This is a genomic window from Microbacterium sp. F01, assembly GCF_056156365.1.
The window spans coordinates 139,110-155,495 of the sequence record NZ_CM149592.1; the positions used below are offsets into that span (position 1 = coordinate 139,110).

The 16,386-nt window shown below is 69.6% G+C and carries 16 protein-coding genes; 10 read left to right on the plus strand and 6 right to left on the minus strand.

Annotated elements, in window-relative coordinates:
• The first annotated feature begins 31 nt into the window (after window positions 1-31).
• Window positions 32-463, plus strand: coding sequence for a DUF1761 domain-containing protein (locus ACVN90_RS00615; protein ID WP_475100226.1), 432 nt, complete (start codon window positions 32-34; stop codon window positions 461-463).
• A 22-nt stretch (window positions 464-485) separates the two neighbouring features.
• Here ACVN90_RS00615 and purQ read toward each other — a convergent pair whose 3' ends face one another.
• Entirely contained in the window at window positions 486-1,193 is a 708-nt protein-coding gene (purQ, locus tag ACVN90_RS00620) for a phosphoribosylformylglycinamidine synthase subunit PurQ (protein ID WP_475100227.1), read from the minus strand.
• Window positions 1,190-1,438: a phosphoribosylformylglycinamidine synthase subunit PurS gene (purS, locus tag ACVN90_RS00625; RefSeq protein ID WP_475100228.1), complete on the minus strand. Its 249-nt coding sequence runs from the start codon at window positions 1,436-1,438 to the stop codon at window positions 1,190-1,192. Before purS ends, purQ begins: the two co-directional genes overlap by 4 nt.
• Window positions 1,439-1,782: 344 nt before the next feature.
• Between purS and ACVN90_RS00630 the strand changes: the two genes are divergently transcribed.
• From ACVN90_RS00630 to ACVN90_RS00650, 5 genes are all read left to right on the plus strand, one after another.
• Entirely contained in the window at window positions 1,783-3,024 is a 1,242-nt protein-coding gene (locus ACVN90_RS00630; protein ID WP_475100229.1) for an ABC transporter substrate-binding protein, read from the plus strand.
• 133 nt (window positions 3,025-3,157) lie between these two features.
• Window positions 3,158-4,189, plus strand: coding sequence for a carbohydrate ABC transporter permease (locus ACVN90_RS00635; protein WP_475100230.1), 1,032 nt, complete (start codon window positions 3,158-3,160; stop codon window positions 4,187-4,189).
• Window positions 4,186-5,094 carry a carbohydrate ABC transporter permease gene (locus tag ACVN90_RS00640; protein WP_475100231.1) on the plus strand — a complete coding sequence of 303 codons (909 nt, stop codon included), beginning with the start codon at window positions 4,186-4,188 and terminating at the stop codon, window positions 5,092-5,094. Before ACVN90_RS00635 ends, ACVN90_RS00640 begins: the two co-directional genes overlap by 4 nt.
• 66 nt (window positions 5,095-5,160) lie before the next feature.
• Window positions 5,161-6,639 carry a glycoside hydrolase family 1 protein gene (locus ACVN90_RS00645; protein ID WP_475100232.1) on the plus strand — a complete coding sequence of 493 codons (1,479 nt, stop codon included), beginning with the start codon at window positions 5,161-5,163 and terminating at the stop codon, window positions 6,637-6,639.
• A gap of 55 nt (window positions 6,640-6,694) precedes the next feature.
• A complete protein-coding gene (locus ACVN90_RS00650; RefSeq protein ID WP_475100233.1) occupies window positions 6,695-7,735 on the plus strand; it encodes a LacI family DNA-binding transcriptional regulator in 1,041 nt (346 codons plus the stop codon).
• 10 nt (window positions 7,736-7,745) lie between these two features.
• Here ACVN90_RS00650 and ACVN90_RS00655 read toward each other — a convergent pair whose 3' ends face one another.
• Window positions 7,746-8,585, minus strand: coding sequence for a VOC family protein (locus ACVN90_RS00655; protein WP_475102169.1), 840 nt, complete (start codon window positions 8,583-8,585; stop codon window positions 7,746-7,748).
• A gap of 169 nt (window positions 8,586-8,754) precedes the next feature.
• A complete protein-coding gene (locus tag ACVN90_RS00660) occupies window positions 8,755-10,101 on the minus strand; it encodes a uracil-xanthine permease family protein (RefSeq protein WP_475100234.1) in 1,347 nt (448 codons plus the stop codon).
• 146 nt (window positions 10,102-10,247) lie between these two features.
• Between ACVN90_RS00660 and ACVN90_RS00665 the strand changes: the two genes are divergently transcribed.
• Window positions 10,248-11,027, plus strand: coding sequence for an ABC transporter ATP-binding protein (locus ACVN90_RS00665; RefSeq protein ID WP_475100235.1), 780 nt, complete (start codon window positions 10,248-10,250; stop codon window positions 11,025-11,027).
• Complete coding sequence (locus tag ACVN90_RS00670; RefSeq protein ID WP_475100236.1) at window positions 11,009-12,586, plus strand: hypothetical protein; 1,578 nt, start codon at window positions 11,009-11,011, stop codon at window positions 12,584-12,586. Before ACVN90_RS00665 ends, ACVN90_RS00670 begins: the two co-directional genes overlap by 19 nt.
• 22 nt (window positions 12,587-12,608) lie before the next feature.
• Here the strand turns inward: ACVN90_RS00670 and ACVN90_RS00675 are convergent, their stop codons facing one another.
• A complete protein-coding gene (locus tag ACVN90_RS00675) occupies window positions 12,609-13,580 on the minus strand; it encodes a phosphoribosylaminoimidazolesuccinocarboxamide synthase (protein ID WP_475100237.1) in 972 nt (323 codons plus the stop codon).
• 64 nt (window positions 13,581-13,644) lie between these two features.
• Complete coding sequence (locus tag ACVN90_RS00680; RefSeq protein WP_475100238.1) at window positions 13,645-13,998, minus strand: hypothetical protein; 354 nt, start codon at window positions 13,996-13,998, stop codon at window positions 13,645-13,647.
• Between the two features lie 93 nt (window positions 13,999-14,091).
• On the opposite strand from ACVN90_RS00680, the gene ACVN90_RS00685 reads away from it, so the two are divergent.
• Together ACVN90_RS00685 and ACVN90_RS00690 are read left to right on the plus strand one after the other, a co-directional pair.
• Window positions 14,092-14,721, plus strand: a complete 630-nt coding sequence (locus ACVN90_RS00685) for a PadR family transcriptional regulator (protein ID WP_475100239.1) — start codon at window positions 14,092-14,094, stop codon at window positions 14,719-14,721.
• Between the two features lie 71 nt (window positions 14,722-14,792).
• Window positions 14,793-16,313: a DHA2 family efflux MFS transporter permease subunit gene (locus ACVN90_RS00690; RefSeq protein WP_475102170.1), complete on the plus strand. Its 1,521-nt coding sequence runs from the start codon at window positions 14,793-14,795 to the stop codon at window positions 16,311-16,313.
• Window positions 16,314-16,386: the final 73 nt, after the last annotated feature.

The window sequence follows — 16,386 nt, forward strand, 5'->3', positions numbered from 1 at the left end:
CGACCCGTGCGGCGCGCGGGAGGAGGCGGACGTGGTTCCCGAGATCAACTACTGGGCGGTGCTGATCGCGACGGCGTCGAGCATGGTCGTCGGCTCGATCTGGTACACGCCGAAGGTGTTCGGCACCCGCTGGGCGAAGCTCGCGAACGTCGACATGGACCGGCCCGGTGCCAGCGCCGTCGTGCCGATCGTGGTGACCGTCATCGTCAGCTTCGTGACCGCGTGGGTGCTCGCCGGTGCCTCGTCGATCGCGTGGCACTTCTACGGCGGCAGCTACCTCTGGTCGGCGCTGCTCACCGGCGTGATCCTGTGGGCGGGGTTCACCGCCGCCCGCTTCATCACCCACGACGCGTTCGAGGGACGCCCGTCGTCGCTGACCGTCCTCAACATCGCGCACGAGCTCGTGACGATCGTCGTGATGGCGCTCATCATCGGAGTGTGGCCGCCGGCGGGAACCGTCTAGAACCGACCGCGGATGCTGCGGCTCAGGCCGCGGCGCCCACCACGGCCGCGATGGCCGAGGTGAAGAACGACAGTCCGTCGACGCCCGAGCGCATCGCGGCCGCGGTGTCGGGACCGAAGCCAGGCTCGACCGCGTGCTCCGGGTGGGGCATCAGACCCACCACATTGCCGCGCTCGTTGGTGATCCCGGCGATGTCGCGGAGCGAGCCGTTGGGGTTCACGCCGAGGTAGCGGAAGGCGACGAGGCCCTCCCCCTCGAGACGGTCGAGCTCGGACTCCGAGGCGATGTAGCCGCCGTCGGCGTTCTTCAGCGGGATCACGATCTCCTGGCCGGAGGCGAAATCGCTGGTCCAGGCGGTGTCGTTGTTCTCGACACGGAGCTTCTGGTCGCGGCGGATGAACTGCTGGTGCGCGTTGCGGATCAGGCCGCCCGGCAGGAGGTGCGCCTCGACGAGCATCTGGAAGCCGTTGCAGATGCCGAGGATCGGCATGCCCTTGGCCGCGGCATCCTTCACCTCCGCCATGATCGGCGCGAGCGCCGCGATGGCTCCGGCGCGCAGGTAGTCGCCGTAGCTGAAGCCGCCGGGGAGCACCAGCGCGTCGACGCCGTCGAGGTCGTGCGAGCCGTGCCACAGGGCGACGGCCTCGCCGCCGGCGATCTCGATCGCACGCTGAGCGTCGCGGTCGTCGAGCGAGCCGGGGAAGGTGATGACGCCGATGCGGGCGGTCATTCCACGACCTCGATGCCGACGACGTCCTCGATCACGGCGTTCGAGAGGATCTCGTCGGCGATGCGCTGGGCCTCTGCGAGCACCTCGTCGGTGACCTCGCCGTCGACGGTGAGCTCGAAGCGCTTTCCGATGCGGACGCCGCTGAAGTCGGAGACGCCGAGACGGGCGAAGGCGCCGGAGACGGCCTTCCCCTGCGGGTCCAGAAGCTCGGCCTTGGGCATGACGTCGACGACGATGGTGGGCATCGGATCCTCCTGGCGGCCGGAGGCCGCAGCTATCGGTCGTTGAGCGACGAGCGCAGCGAGGAGTCGAAACGCCGGATGTCGCGGGCAGGGGTCCCCTCCAGTCTACGGGCCCGTGCGCACGGCGTTTCTCCGGGCCGCTCGAACCCTCGTGACACAACCGTGATCAATCCATGGGAGCGCTCCCTTGACTTCGTGGGAGCGATCCCATAGCGTTGCGTCTCGATCGATGGGAACGCTCCCACGACCACTACGGCACGGTTCCCTCCGCGCCGGTCCTGCAACACACACGACCCTGACAACACAAAGGAGTGACAGTGAACGCACGCGCCTTCCGCAGAAGCGCAGTGGCAATCGCCGCATTCTCGGCTTCGGCCATCGTCCTCGCCGGCTGCGCCGGTGGCAGCGGAGACGAGGCCGGTGGCGAAGACGGCGAGATCACGCTGACCCTGGCCACGTTCAACGACTTCGGGTACGACGACGAGCTCCTCCAGGAGTACATGGACGAGAACCCGAACATCAAGATCGTCCACAACAAGGCCGCCATCACCGACGACGCCCGCACGAACTTCTTCGCGAAGCTCGGCAAGGAGGGCCTCGCCGACATCGAGGCGGTCGAGGTCGACTGGTTCGCCGAGGCCATGCAGTACTCCGACCTGCTCGCCGAGGTGCCCGACAGCGCCAAGGGCCGCTGGGTCGAGTGGAAGGAAGCCGCCGCGACCGACGCGGACGGCCGCCTCGTCGGCTTCGGCACCGACATCGGCCCGCAGGCCGTCTGCTACCGCGCCGACCTGTTCGCCGCCGCGGGCCTGCCCTCGACGCCCGATGAGGTCGCCTCGGCGATCGACGGCGACTGGGACACGTTCTTCGACCTGGCCGACCAGTACAAGACGGCGACCGGCAAGCCGATGCTCGACTCCGCGAACTCCGCGTTCCAGGGCATCGTCAACCAGATCGAGTTCCCGTACGACGAGCCCGACGGCACCGTCGTCGCGACCGACAACCCCGACCTCGAGGCCGCGTACAACCTCGTCGTCGAGCGGGGCATCCCGAACTCGGCCTACTCGGGCCAGTGGTCGGACGACTGGAACGCGTCGATGGCCAACGGTGAGTTCGCCGCGATGCTGTGCCCGCCGTGGATGCTCGGCATCATCTCGGGCAACGCGCCGGAGGTCACCGGCTGGGAGATCGCGAACGCGTTCCCGAACGGCGGCGGCAACTGGGGCGGCTCGTACCTGACCGTTCCGGCCAACGGCAAGAACGTCGACGAAGCCCTCAAGCTCGCCGACTGGCTGACCGCTCCGGAGCAGCAGGAGAAGACGTTCGTGAACGTCGGCGCCTACCCGAGCGCGCTCGACGCGCAGAGCGCTTCGTCGATCACCGACTCGACCAACGAGTACTTCGCCGACGCGCCCACGGGAACGATCTTCGCGGACCGCTCCGAGGCGATCACCGTCACCCCGTACAAGAGCGCGGACTACTTCAAGTACAACACCGCGCTCCAGGACGCCATCACCCGCGTCTTCGACGGCACCCAGGACGCCCAGGCGTCGTGGGACGCGTACGTCGCCGAGGTCGAGGCCTTCTGATAGGCCGACACTGACGACCGCGTCCGCTCGCCCGGACGAGGTCTGACAGCAGAAGCGGAGTGCGTGCGGGTCCCCCCGGCCCGCACGCGCTCCGCCTCCACGCCCACCCTCGACACCCGAATCGGAGCCACCGGTGACCACGACCGCCACCCGTACGACGGCATCCGGGCCGGCCGATCGGCCCGATCCGGAACGCCAGCCGCGCGTCCTCTCGTTCTCCCACAAGCTGAGCCGCTGGGACCTGAAGGTCTCGCCCTACCTCTACATCTCGCCGTTCTTCATCCTGTTCGCGATCGTCGGACTCTTCCCGATCGTCTACACGGCGGTGATCTCGTTCCAGGAGTGGGACCTCGTCCGCAACTCCGGCACCTTCGTCGGCTTCGACCAGTACATCTGGATCCTGTCCCAGGCCGACTTCTGGATCGCGCTGCGGAACACCTTCAGCATCTTCCTGCTGTCGTCGGTGCCGCAGCTCATCCTCGCGATGTTCATCGCGGCGATGCTCGACAAGAACATCCGCTCCAAGACCTTCTGGCGCATGAGCGTCCTGCTCCCGTACGTCATGGCCCCGGTCGCCGTCGCGCTGATCTTCAGCAACCTCTTCGGCGACAACCACGGCCTCGTGAACAACATCCTCACCAGCATCGGGCTGGAGCCCATCCAGTGGCACAAGGACCCGTTCTGGAGCCACATCGCCATCGCCACGATGGTCAACTTCCGCTGGACCGGCTACAACGCCCTCATCCTCCTCGCCGCCATGCAGGCCGTGCCGCGCGAGTACTACGAGGCGGCGACCGTCGACGGCGCCAACGCCTTCCGCCAGTTCTGGAGCATCACGCTCCCGTCGCTGAAGCCCACCCTCATCTTCGTCATCATCACGTCGACGATCGGCGGTCTGCAGATCTTCGACGAGCCCCGCATGTTCGACCAGACCGGTCGCGGCGGTGCCGCCGGCCAGTGGCTGACGATCACGCTGTACCTCTACAACATCGGCTGGGGCGAGTTCAACTTCGGCCGCGCCGCCGCCCTGGCGTGGATCCTCTTCATCATCATCCTGGCGATCGGCCTCATCAACCTCGCCGTCACCCGTGCCCTCGTCCGCGACGAGGGCGGACGCGGGGTCATCCAGCGCCGCCGCCGCGGCCGGAAGGGAGCCCAGCTGTGAGCGCCATCAACACCCCGCCTCTCGCCGTCGTCGAGGAGAACCTCCCCAACGCGCGCCGGAGCCGCCGGACCACGAAGATCCGCGGCGTGCGAGCCGGGTTCTGGGTGTACGTCGGGCTCGGGGTCGTCGTGGTCTCGGCGATCTTCCCCTACTACTGGTCGTTCCTGATCGGCTCGGGCGACGCGTCGACCATCAACAACCCGAACATGTCGTGGCTGCCGGGCGGCAACTTCATCGACAACGCCCTGAAGGTCATCAACGACCCGGCCGTCAACTTCTGGCAGGCTCTGTGGAACTCGGTCTTCAGCTCCACCGTGATCGCAGCATCCGTCGTCCTGTTCTCCACCCTCGCGGGCTGGGCGTTCGCGAAGCTCCGCTTCCCGGGCGGCAAGTGGCTGCTGGCCTTCGTGGTCGCGACCATGGCGGTGCCGATGCAGCTCGGCGTCGTGCCCCTGTACCTGCTGTTCTCCGACCTCGGCTGGACCGGGCAGATCGGCGCGATCATCATCCCCGCGCTCACCAGCGCGTTCGGCGTGTTCTGGATGACGCAGTACCTGTCGCAGACCGTGCCGGACGAGCTCATCGAGGCGGCGCGTGTGGACGGCGCGAACATGCTCCGGACGTTCTGGACGGTCGGCGTGCCGGCTGCGCGTCCCGCAGCGGCGATGCTGTTCCTCTTCACCTTCGTGGGCGCGTGGAACCAGTTCTTCTGGCCCTTCATCGTGCTCGACCGGCAGAGCCCGACGCTTCCCGTGGCGCTGTCGCTCCTCCAGTCGAACTACTTCGTCGACTACTCGGTCGTGCTCGCCGGCGTGCTGCTCGCGACGATCCCGCTCCTCATCGTCTTCGCCTTCACGGGCAGGCAGCTGGTGAGCGGCATCATGGCCGGCGCCGTCAAGGGCTAGGCCCTTCTCCTCCCCACCGCCTTCGGCATCCTGACACCGACGTTCCCCGAGAGGATCATTGACCTCATGACGACCGCGATCCCCCGCGACTTCCCCCAGGACTTCCTGTTCGGCGCCGCGACCGCCGCCTTCCAGATCGAGGGCGCCGCCCACGAGGACGGGCGCCGCGACTCGATCTGGGACGCGTTCTGCCGCGTGCCGGGCGCCGTCATCAACGCCGACAACGGCGACGTGGCGTGCGAGCACTACCACCGCTACGGCGATGACGTGGCGCTCATGAAGGAGCTGGGGCTGCAGACGTACCGCTTCTCGACGTCGTGGTCGCGCGTGCGACCCGACGGCGGAGCGGTGAACCTCAAGGGAGTCGACTTCTACAAGCGACTGGTCGACGAGCTGCTCGGGGCCGACATCCTCCCCTGGCTGACGCTCTACCACTGGGATCTGCCGCAGGCGCTGCAGGAGAAGGGCGGCTGGGCGAATCGCGACACCGCGGACCTCTTCACCGAGTACGCACTGACGATGCACGACGCGCTGGGCGACCGCGTGAACGTGTGGACGACGCTCAACGAGCCGTGGTGCTCGTCGTTCCTCAGCTACACGGCGGGACTCCACGCGCCCGGCCACTACAGCGTCGAGGAGGGCGTGCTCGCCGCGCACCACCTGCTGCTCGGCCACGGCCAGGCGGTCCGCGAGCTGCGCGCGCGGGACGAGTCGCTCAAGCTCGGCATCACGCTGAACCTCACGGTCGCCGAACCCGTCGACGAGAACGACCCGGCCGACGTCGATGCCGCGCGCCGTATCGACGGCCAGTTCAACCGCTGGTTCCTCGACCCGATCTTCCGCGCGCAGTACCCGGCCGACATCGTCGAAGACATCCGCAAGGTGGATGCTGCGGCCATCGCCGCGTGGGAGACCGCCGTGCGTCCGGGCGACCTCGAGACCATCGCGACGCCGATCGACACACTCGGCGTGAACTACTACCACGGCGAGTACGTGGGTGGGCATGAACCCGTGAACCCGCCGATCGGCGGCGACGCGCCGACCGACCGCCCCGGCCGCTCGCCGTACCCCTCGCACGAGGGCATCTACTGGCACGAGCGCGGGCTTCCCCGCACGCCGATGCAGTGGGAGGTGCAGCCGGAGGGGCTCACCACGCTCCTGGAGCGGGTGTGGGACGAGTACGCCCAGCCGGCCGGCACGGTGCTGTACGTCACCGAGAACGGCGCCGCCTACGACGACGAGCTCGTGGTCGAGGGCGACGTGAAGCGCGTGCACGACGCCGACCGCGTCGAGTTCCTGCGCGGGCACCTCGGTGCGATCCTCGACGCGGCAGAGGCCGGCGTAGACGTGCGCGGATACTTCTACTGGTCGCTCCTGGACAACTTCGAGTGGGCCTGGGGGTACGAGAAGCGGTTCGGCATCGTGCGCGTGGACTACGACACCCAGGAGCGCACGCCGAAGGACAGCGCTCTCGAGTACAGCCGCATCATCGGCGCCCGGGCGATCGACCTGGAGTCCGCGCGCGCGGCGGCCGTCGCGTCGTAGCACTGCGGCGCCGGGTGTCCGCGGCGCAGTAGCATCCGGGAAGGAGGGGACAGGAATGAGCACCGACGCCACGCGGCAGACCCATCGGGGAGCCGGCAGCGCACACGCCGCGACGATCGAAGAGGTCGCCGCGGCCGCGGGTGTCTCACGCTCGACCGTGTCACGCGTCGTGAACGGGTCGTCCGCCGTGAGCCCCGAAGCCCTGGAGTCGGTGACGCGCGCGATCAGCGAGCTCAACTACGTGCCCAACCGCGCCGCCCGGTCGCTGGCCAGCCAGAAGACGCACGCGATCGCGCTCATCGTGCCCGAAGACACCACGCGGTTCTTCGGAGACCCGTTCTTCGCGGCGATCGTGTCGGGCATCAATTCGCGCCTCAGCCGCTCGGACTACGTGCTCAACCTGTTCATCGCGAGCGACGACCCCGGCGACAAGACGACGAGCTACGTGCGCTCGGGCGCGGTCGACGGCGCCATCGTGGTCTCGCACCACACCAGCGACACGTTCATCGACCGCATCGCGAGCGTCGTGCCGGTCGTCTACGGCGGCCGGCCGGTGCGCGAGCGGGAGCGCGACTACTACGTCGACGTCGACAACGTCCGCGGGGCCTACGACGCCACGGTGTACCTGATCGAGAGCGGCCGCCGCCGCATCGCGACGATCACCGGTCCGCGCGACATGCCCGCAGGCGTCGACCGCCTGCAGGGGTACCGCGACGCGCTCGCCGCATGGGACCTCGATGAGATCGCGGTCGAGGACGGCAACTTCACCGCCGACGGCGGCGCCGACGCGATGCGCCGCGTGCTCGCCACCGGCGCCCGGCCCGACGCGGTCTTCGTCGCCAGCGATCTCATGGCGCGCGGCGTGCTGACGGTGCTCGCGGCCGAGGGGCTGCGCGTCCCCGAGGACGTCGCCATCATCGGCTTCGACGACTCGCCGGTGGCCACCTCCGTCATCCCGCCGCTGACGACGATGCGCCAGCCGTCGTTCGCGCAGGGGGAGCGCATGGCCACGGTGCTGGTCGACCTCCTCGCAGGGCGGCATCCGCGTCACGTCACGATCCTCGAGACGGAGCTCGTCGTCCGCGACTCCGTCTGAGCCCAGGGCGTCAGCCGCGACCGGGCACCGTGGCGTGGAGAAGGTTGCGCCAGGGGTCGTCGAACGAGACCGTCCGGCCGTCGTCGCGCACCTCGAGGCCGTGATGGCGCAGGCGCTCGGCGAGCTCGCCCAGGGAGTCGGCGTCGGGCAGCGCCAGGTCGACGCGGCCGAGGCCGAGCGCCGGCATGCGTGGTCCGGCGCCGCGTGAGTTCCACACGTTCATCGCCATGTGGTGGTGGTAGCCGCCGGCGCTCACGAACAGCGCCTGGTTGCCGAGCTCCGCCGTCGGGTCGAACCCGAGCGCGTCCACGTAGAAGGCGCGGGCGCTCGCGACATCGCCGACCGACAGGTGCACATGACCGACGGATGCTGCGTCCTGCCCGGTCGCGCCGCTCGCGGCCCGCTCGGTCAGGTGGTCGCGGAGGAAGCCGTTGGGGTCGAGGTAGAGGGTCGCCATCTCGATGCTGCCGTGGGTCCACGACCATTCCGTACGGGCGCGATCCCAGTACAGCTCGACGCCGTTCCCCTCGGGATCGGTGAGGTAGAAGGCCTGGCTGACGAGGTGGTCAGCCGAGCCGGTGAACGTCTGGGGCGCGCGCTGCGCGACGCTGTACAGCGCGGCCGCGAGGGCCTCCTGCGTCTCGAACAGGATCGCTGTGTGGAAGAGGCCGGCCGCGCCGGGGCTCGCGTGGCGGAGGGCGGGCTCGTGCTTCAGCACGACGACCGGCCGCCCCGCGCGCCCGAGCACGACCTCGTCGCCCTCGGCCGACAGTACCTGGAGGGTGATGACGTCGCGGTAGAACGCCGTCATGCCGTCGAGGTCGCCGACGAGGAGCGTGACAGCTCCCATCGATGTGGCGGCGTCAAGGCGGTCGGAGCGCGCGATGTCATTCACGTGTAGCTACAACCATTCGCCGCAGCATCCCATTCCCCACCCCCACGAATCGCGAAAGGGTAGGTTTGCGCACACTCTCGGCGTGCGGAAACCTACCCTCTCGCGATTCCGAACGGGTGGCGGGCTACTTCACCTGCGAGTCCTGCGGGTCGCCGCCGAGCTGTCCGACGGCGGGGATCGGGCCGCCGTCGTCGGCGCCGGTCTTGCGCCAGCGGGCGATGGCGTTGCCCACGTGGTAGATCAGCAGGGCCGCGGCCGCACCGATGACGATCGCGCCGAGCTGGAAGTCGCCCCACTGCATCGTGAAGCCGGCGATGGCGATCACGAGCGCGACGGCGCCGGTGTACTGGTTCACCGGGCGCGAGAAGTCCACGCGGTTGTCGACCCAGATCTTGATCCCGATGATGCCGATGAGGCCGTAGAGCGCCGTGGTCACGCCGCCGAGCACGCCGGCCGGGATCGAGTTGAACACCGCGCCGACCACCGGCGACAGCGACAGCAGGATCGCGAAGACGCCCGCGACCCAGTACGCGGCCGTCGAGTACACGCGGGTCGCCGCCATGACGCCGATGTTCTCGCCGTACGTCGTCGTGCCCGAGCCGCCGAAGGTGCCTGCGAGCACGGTCGCCGCACCGTCGGCGATGAGCGCACGACCGGTGTACTGGTTGACGGATGCCTCGGTCATCGTCGCGACGCCGCGCACGTGGCCGACGTTCTCGGCGATGAGAACGAGCACGACCGGCAGGAACATCGCGATGACGCTCCAGGTGCCGGGGTTGCCGAAGGCCGGGAACTGGAAGGTCGGAAGGCCGACCCACTGGCCGTTCGCGACGAGCTCGTTGACCTGCGTGAAGTCCACCTCACCGCGCAGCAGCGCCACGATGTAGCCGACGATCACGCCGAGGAAGATCGAGATCCGCCCGAGGAATCCGCGGAACAGCACGCTGCCGAGGATCACCGCGACAAGCGTGATGGTCGCCGTGATCGGCGCCTGCTGGAAGTTCTGCCACGCGACCGGCGCGAGGTTGAAGCCGATGAGTGCGACGATGGCGCCGGCGACGACCGGCGGCATGAGCTTCTCGATCCAGCCGAGGCCGGCGAACTGCACGATGAAGCCGACCGCCGCCAGCAGCACGCCGACGGCGACGATGCCGGCGAGGGCCGAGCCCATGCCCTGCGACGCGGTGGCGGCGGTGACCGGCGCGATGAACGCGAACGACGAGCCGAGGTAGCTGGGGAGGCGGTTCTTCGTGATGAGGAGGAACAGCAGCGTTCCGACGCCCGAGAAGAGGAGCGTGGTCGAGACCGGGAAGCCCGTCAGCACCGGCACCAGGAACGTGGCGCCGAACATCGCGATGACGTGCTGCGCGCCGATCGCGACCGTCGCCGGCCAGTTCAGCCGCTCATCGGGCTTCACGACCTTCCCGGGTTCGACGGTCCGGCCGTTGCCGTGAATGGTCCACAAAGGCATGCGCGCTCCTTAGCGCTCGGGTGATGGTGCGAGGATCACCCTAGCGGCGCGATGAGCCAGGGGAATCGCGCCGAGACCAAGGGCGTCGTCCCCGGTTTCGGCGAGGATCCCCTGTTTCGGCAGCAAGATCCGAGAGGGTGGAGGGGATGACTTCTCCTCACGCACCTCTCGGCGCTGCGGCCCTCGAGCTCCGCGGACTCCACAAGCGATTCGGCGACAAGCTCGCGGTGACCGATGTGAGCCTGCGGGTGCCCGCCGGATCGTTCTACGGGCTGGTCGGCCCGAACGGAGCCGGGAAGACGACGACGCTGTCGATGGCGACCGGCCTGCTCATGCCCGACGCCGGTCAGGCACTCGTGCACGGCGTCGATGTGTGGCGCGAGCCCGTGAAGGCCAAGGCGATGGTCGGCAACCTCGCCGACGGCGTCAAGCTGTTCGACCGCCTCACCGGCGAGCAGCTCGTCACGTACAACGGCCTGCTGTTCGGTCTGTCCCACGACGAGATCGCGCAGCGCACGGCCGATCTGCTCTCACTCATGGACATGACGGATGCTGCGGGCACGATGGTCGTCGACTACTCGGCCGGCATGACAAAGAAGATCGCGCTGGCGTGCGCCCTGGTCCACGCACCGCGGCTGCTCGTGCTCGACGAGCCCTTCGAATCGGTCGACCCGGTATCGGCGGCGAACATCGAGGACATCCTCGCCGGGTACGTGGCCGGCGGCGGCACCGTCATCGTCTCGAGCCACTCGATGGATCTCGTCCAGCGCATGTGCGACCACGTCGCCATCGTCGCCGCGGGTCGCCTGCTCGTCGCCGGCACCGTCGACGACGTGCGCGCGGGGGAGTCCTTGCAGGACCGCTTCGTCGACCTCGTCGGCGGCCGCCGCCACACCGAAGGGCCGGAATGGTTGCGACGCTCCTGAGGCTGCGGTTCCGCGTCCTCGGCAATCAGCTCGCGCGCAGCCCGTGGCAGCTCGTGGGATTCGTCCTCGGCGCGCTGTACGGCGTGGTGGTGCTGCTGGGGGTCATCGCCGGTCTCGTGCTGCTGGGGTTCACGGATGTCCGGCTCGCCGGCATCGTCGTCATCGGCGCCGGATCCCTCGTGACCCTGGGGTGGGCCCTCATCCCGCTCGTTGCCTTCGGCGTCGACACGACGCTCGACCCCGACCGCCTCGTCGTGTTCCCCATGACGACGTCGCGGATGATGGTCGCGCTCACGCTCGCCGCGGTCTGCGGCATCCCCGGCATCATCACGTCCGTCGCCGCGCTCGCGACGATCGCGACGTGGGCCCACTGGCCGGCCGCGATCCTCGCGTGGCTCGTGAGCACGCCGGTGGCGATCCTCACGGCGGTGGTCGCCTCGCGCGCCGTCGCCACGGTCGCCTCCGGGTTCGGCGGCGGACGCCGCTTCCGCGAGGTCGCGGGCATCCTGATCTTCATCCCGATCATCCTGGCGGGGCCGATCATCGCGGGCCTCGCCGGCGGCGTCAGGGTGAACGCCGACACGCTTGCCGAGATGCTGCCGCTGCTCGGCTGGACGCCGCTCGGCGCCGCGTGGGCGGTGTCGGCCGACGCCGCCGCCGGCAACCTCGCTGCGGCCGCGGCGAAACTGCTCATCGCCCTCGCCACCCTCGCGGCGCTGTGGCTGCTCTGGCGCGCGTCGCTGGCCCGCTCGCTCGTCCGCCCCCGGCTCTCCTCTGCCACCGCCGTGCGTTCGGGGTCGATCGGGTGGTTCGGCCGCGTGCCGACCGGCGCCGCGGGCGCGGTCTTCGCGCGGGCGCTGACCTATTGGACACGGGACCCGCGCTATCTCCGCCAGCTCATCGCCGTGCCGCTCGTGCCGGTTCTGCTGTGGTTCTACGCGCGCAACGGCGACCCGCTCGTGGCGCTGGCCTTCTCGGCGCCCATCATCGCGTTCATCATCGGCATCGTGGTCTACGCCGACATCTCGTACGACGGCACCGCGTTCGGCACAGAGGTCGCGACCGGAGCCCGCGGTCGCGCGGATCGGCTCGGCCGCACCCTCGCCGCCGCGGCCGTGGCCGTGCCACTGGTGTTCCTGGCGGCGATCCTGCCGCTGGCGCTCGCGGGCGACTGGGCGCAGCTTCCCGGCGTCCTCGGCATGGCGCTCGGGATCCTCTTCACCTGCTACGGCGTCTGCGCCGTCACCTCGGCCCAGCTCGTGGTGCCGGTGCCGGCCTCGGGCGACAACCCGTTCAAGCGCGTCCCCGGCACGACGTTCCTGCAGGGCATGGCCTTCTTCGGCATCTGGCTGGTGGCGCTCGCGCTGTCGGCCCCCGCGATCATCGTCGGCATCGCCGGGTACTTCATGCAGAGCGCAACGCTGAGCTGGATCGCCTTCGCCATCGGCGTCGTGTTCGGCACCGCGGTGCTCGTCGCCGGCATCTTGACCGGCGGGCGCATGCTCGACCGCAGCGGTCCGGTGCTGCTCGCGCGCTTGAAGGCGATGAAGAACGCGTGATCCCGGATGCTGCGCAGGTCGGTCAGGCGGAGGTGAGGCGCTCCAGCAGCTCGCGGTAGCGGGCGGTGGTGCGGGCGATGATGTCGGCGGGAAGCGCGGGCGGCTCGCCCTCGCGTGGCGCCGGCCAGTTCGCCGCGAGCCAGTCGCGCACGATCTGCTTGTCGAAGCTCGCCATGCGCTCCTCGGGGGTGGTGCCCGAGGCCCAGGCCGCAGCATCCCAGTATCGCGACGAGTCGCTCGTGAGCACCTCGTCGGCGAGGGTCAGCACGCCGTTGCCGTCGAGGCCGAACTCGAACTTCGTGTCGGCGAGGATCACGCCGTGCGCTTCGGCGATCGCCGCCGCGCGCGCGTAGATCTCGAGCGAGAGGTCGCGCAGCTCGGCTGCGCGCTCGGCGCCGACGAGCTCGACGGTGCGCTCGTACGGGATGTTCTCGTCGTGCTCGCCCAGCGGAGCCTTGTAGGCGGGGGTGTAGATCGGCTCGGGCAGCCGGTCGCCGTTCGAGAGGCCCTCAGGCAGCGCGATGCCGCACACCGTGCCGTTCTCCCGGTACTCCGCCCAGCCCGACCCGGTGAGGTACCCGCGCACGACGCACTCGATCGGCAGCATGTCGAGGCTCTTCACGACCATCGCGCGCCCGGTGACGGCGTCCGGGATCAAGCGCTTCAGGTCGTCGTGGGTGTTCGCCTGGCCGTCGGCGCCGAGCGTGAGCGCGTGCGAGGCGGCGAGATGATTCGGGATGCTGCGTCCCCCGTCCGCGCCCGCGAGCCGGTCGAACCACCAGAGGCTCAGGGTGGTGAGCAGCTCGCCCTTGCCGGGGATGCCCGGCGACAGCACGTGGTCGAACGCGCTGACGCGATCGCTCGCGACGACGAGCATGCGTTCGGGCGTCGCCCCCTCGGGCGTCTCCGCCGGGACGTAGAGGTCGCGCACCTTGCCGGAGTAGGCGTGGCGCCAGCCGGAGAGCTCGGTCGTGGGGGTGGGGATAGCCGTCACCCGTCCATTATCCCGGGTGGCTCCGGCGGGTTTCGGGGTGGAGGCCTCGTGGGCGCGGGCGGGCTCACGGCGTGATCTCGTCGACGTGTGCGAACGCCTCGGCGACGAGTGCGGGCCAGCGGTCCGCAGCATCCGTCCCCGCAGTCGCCCACTCGCGCATCGGTCTGCCGCGCATGACTGCCGGTTCGGCCTCGCCCGCCTCGGCCAGCTCGCCGACGCGGTTCTCAGGCAGCTTCACCATCAGCGCGCCCTCGAAGGTCACGAAGGCGAACACCTTGCCGCGGACGTTCAGCCCCTCGGAGCCGAACATCGCGCCGAGCGAGACGTCGGGTCGTGCCGTCCATTCCGCGACGATCGGGTCGAAGATCGCGTACGACTCGGGGAACTTCTCCCTGCGTGCGGCGCCCTTGTCTGCCATGACCCTCACCGTACGACGCCCCACCGACGGAGCGCGAGGGGTGCGGGTCACCCCGAAGAGGGCGTATAGTCCACGTGGACTAATCGAACTGGAGTGATCATCGTGACAGACGCCGTCGCCCGCCTGACCCCGCTCGGGGTGGCCGTGCTCGCACTGCTGAGCGAGGGCGACATGCACCCCTACGAGATGATCCGGCTGATGCATTTCCGCCGGGACGACCGGCTCGTCACGATCACGAACGGCACGGTCTATCACACGGTCGGGCGGCTCGAACGGGCGGGGCTGATCGCCGAGGTCGGTGTCGACCGCGAGGGCAATCGCCCCGAGCGCACCACGTATACGCAGACGGATGCCGGCGCCGCCGCGGTGCTCGAATGGGTGCGCCGCGAGCTGCCGCGCGTCGACCGGCCGGCGGAGTTCCGCGTCGCGCTCGCCGAGGTGCACGGGCTGGACCGGGGCGAGGCGATCGAGCTGCTCCGCGTGAGACGCGACGCGCTCGCCGCGTCGCTCGGGTCCCTCGAGGACGGCCAGCGCCACGCCCTGGAGAAGGGCGTGCCCGAGCAGTACCTCGTCGAGATCGACCGCGAGCTCGCGCTCCTCCGCGCGGAGCTCGCCTGGATGCACGCGATCCTCCCGCGCATCGCCGCCCCTGACTTCGCCTGGGGTCCCACCCCGACCCCCTCGGAACGCTATCTCGCCCAGAGAAAGGCAGCACGACAGTGACCACCCCCGAAACGCCGGAGTCCCGCCAGACGGCGGGCACGGTATCCGCCACCGCTCGGGTCGCCGGCCCGATCACCGGTGCCTATGCCGTCGGGCACAAGCCCCGCAGCCCCTGGCCCGCCCTCTGGGCGCTGGTCATCGGCTTCTTCATGATCCTCGTCGACACGACGATCGTCTCGGTCGCGAACCCCGCCATCAAGGCCGCGCTCGACCCCGACACCAACAACCTCGACAACGTGGTGTGGGTCACCTCGGCCTACCTGCTCGCGTACGCGGTGCCGCTGCTCATCACAGGCCGCCTCGGCGACCGGTTCGGGCCGAAGTACATGTACCTGGGCGGCCTCGCGATCTTCACGCTCGCCTCGCTCGGCTGCGGCCTCTCGCCCACGCTCGGCGCGCTCATCGCCTTCCGCGCGGTGCAGGGCCTCGGCGCGGCACTCATGACACCGCAGACCATGGCGATCATCACGCGCACGTTCCCGCCGAACCAGCGCGGCGCGGCGATGGGATTGTGGGGCGCGACCTCGGGCGTCGCGATGCTCGTCGGCCCGCTCGCAGGTGGCCTGCTCGTCGACGGCTTCGGCTGGGAGTGGATCTTCTTCGTCAACATCCCGGTGGGCATCGTCGGCTTCGTGCTCGCGTGGATCCTCGTGCCCAAGCTCGAGACGCACCCGCACAAGTTCGACCTGGTCGGCGTGTTCCTGAGCGCCGTCGGGCTGTTCCTCGTCGTGTTCGGCCTGCAGGAGGGCGAGACGTACGACTGGGGCGTGATCTGGGGGCCGATCACCGTATGGGGCCTGATCATCGCGGGCGTCATCGTGATGGCGCTCTTCATCTGGCAGCAGGCGAGGACCAAGAGCGAACCCCTCGTTCCGCTCGAACTGTTCCGCGATCGCAACTTCTCGGTGGCGAACATCGGCATCGCGACCGTCGGGTTCACCGTCACGAGCATGTCGCTGCCGCTGATGTTCTTCCTACAGCTCGCCCGCGGTCTCACGCCCACGGAATCGGCGCTGCTGCTCATCCCGATGGCCGTCGCGGCCGGCGTGCTCTCGCCGCTCGCCGGCCGGTGGCTCGACCGCACCGACCCGCGCGTGCTGCTCGTGCCGGGGCTGCTCCTGGTCGCCGGCTCGCTGGTGCTCTACTCGGTGCTGATGAACCTCGACACCCCGATCTGGGTGTTCCTCATCCCCTCGTTCATCATGGGCGTCGGCAACGCCGGCATGTGGGGTCCGCTTGCCACCACCGCGACGCGCAACCTCAGCCCGCGGCAGGCCGGCGCGGGCGCGGGCATCTACAACACGACGCGTACGATCGGCTCGGTGCTGGGCTCGGCCGCGATCGCCGTGTTCATGCAGAGCCGCATCGAGGCGAACATCCCCGGCTCCGCCGACGCTCCGGGCGGCAGCTTCAGCTCCGGCGCGCTGCCCGATTTCGTCGCGGAGCCGTTCGCGACCGCCATGGCGCAATCGGTGCTGCTGTCGGCGGCGGCCATGCTGATCGGCGTCGTCGCGGTGCTGTTCCTGCGCCGTCCGAAGGCGAGCGCCACGGCCGAGTGGCAGGCGGCCCACGCCACCGACGTCGTCGACTGACCGCGCGACCCCCGTTCGCGCCGTGCGGAACTCTACCCTTTCGCGATTCCTGGGGCCGGGAAGCGCGAAAGGG

Bases quoted from the DNA above. Each gene is read 5' to 3' on its own strand.
- purQ (WP_475100227.1), bottom strand. From the start codon at position 1,193: ATGACCGCCCGCATCGGCGTCATCACCTTCCCCGGCTCGCTCGACGAC.
- purS (WP_475100228.1), bottom strand. From the start codon at position 1,438: ATGCCCACCATCGTCGTCGACGTCATGCCCAAGGCCGAGCTTCTGGAC.
- ACVN90_RS00645 (WP_475100232.1), top strand. From the start codon at position 5,161: ATGACGACCGCGATCCCCCGCGACTTCCCCCAGGACTTCCTGTTCGGC.
- ACVN90_RS00650 (WP_475100233.1), top strand. From the start codon at position 6,695: ATGAGCACCGACGCCACGCGGCAGACCCATCGGGGAGCCGGCAGCGCA.
- ACVN90_RS00655 (WP_475102169.1), bottom strand. From the start codon at position 8,585: ATGGGAGCTGTCACGCTCCTCGTCGGCGACCTCGACGGCATGACGGCG.
- ACVN90_RS00660 (WP_475100234.1), bottom strand. From the start codon at position 10,101: ATGCCTTTGTGGACCATTCACGGCAACGGCCGGACCGTCGAACCCGGG.
- ACVN90_RS00665 (WP_475100235.1), top strand. From the start codon at position 10,248: ATGACTTCTCCTCACGCACCTCTCGGCGCTGCGGCCCTCGAGCTCCGC.
- ACVN90_RS00670 (WP_475100236.1), top strand. From the start codon at position 11,009: ATGGTTGCGACGCTCCTGAGGCTGCGGTTCCGCGTCCTCGGCAATCAG.
- ACVN90_RS00680 (WP_475100238.1), bottom strand. From the start codon at position 13,998: ATGGCAGACAAGGGCGCCGCACGCAGGGAGAAGTTCCCCGAGTCGTAC.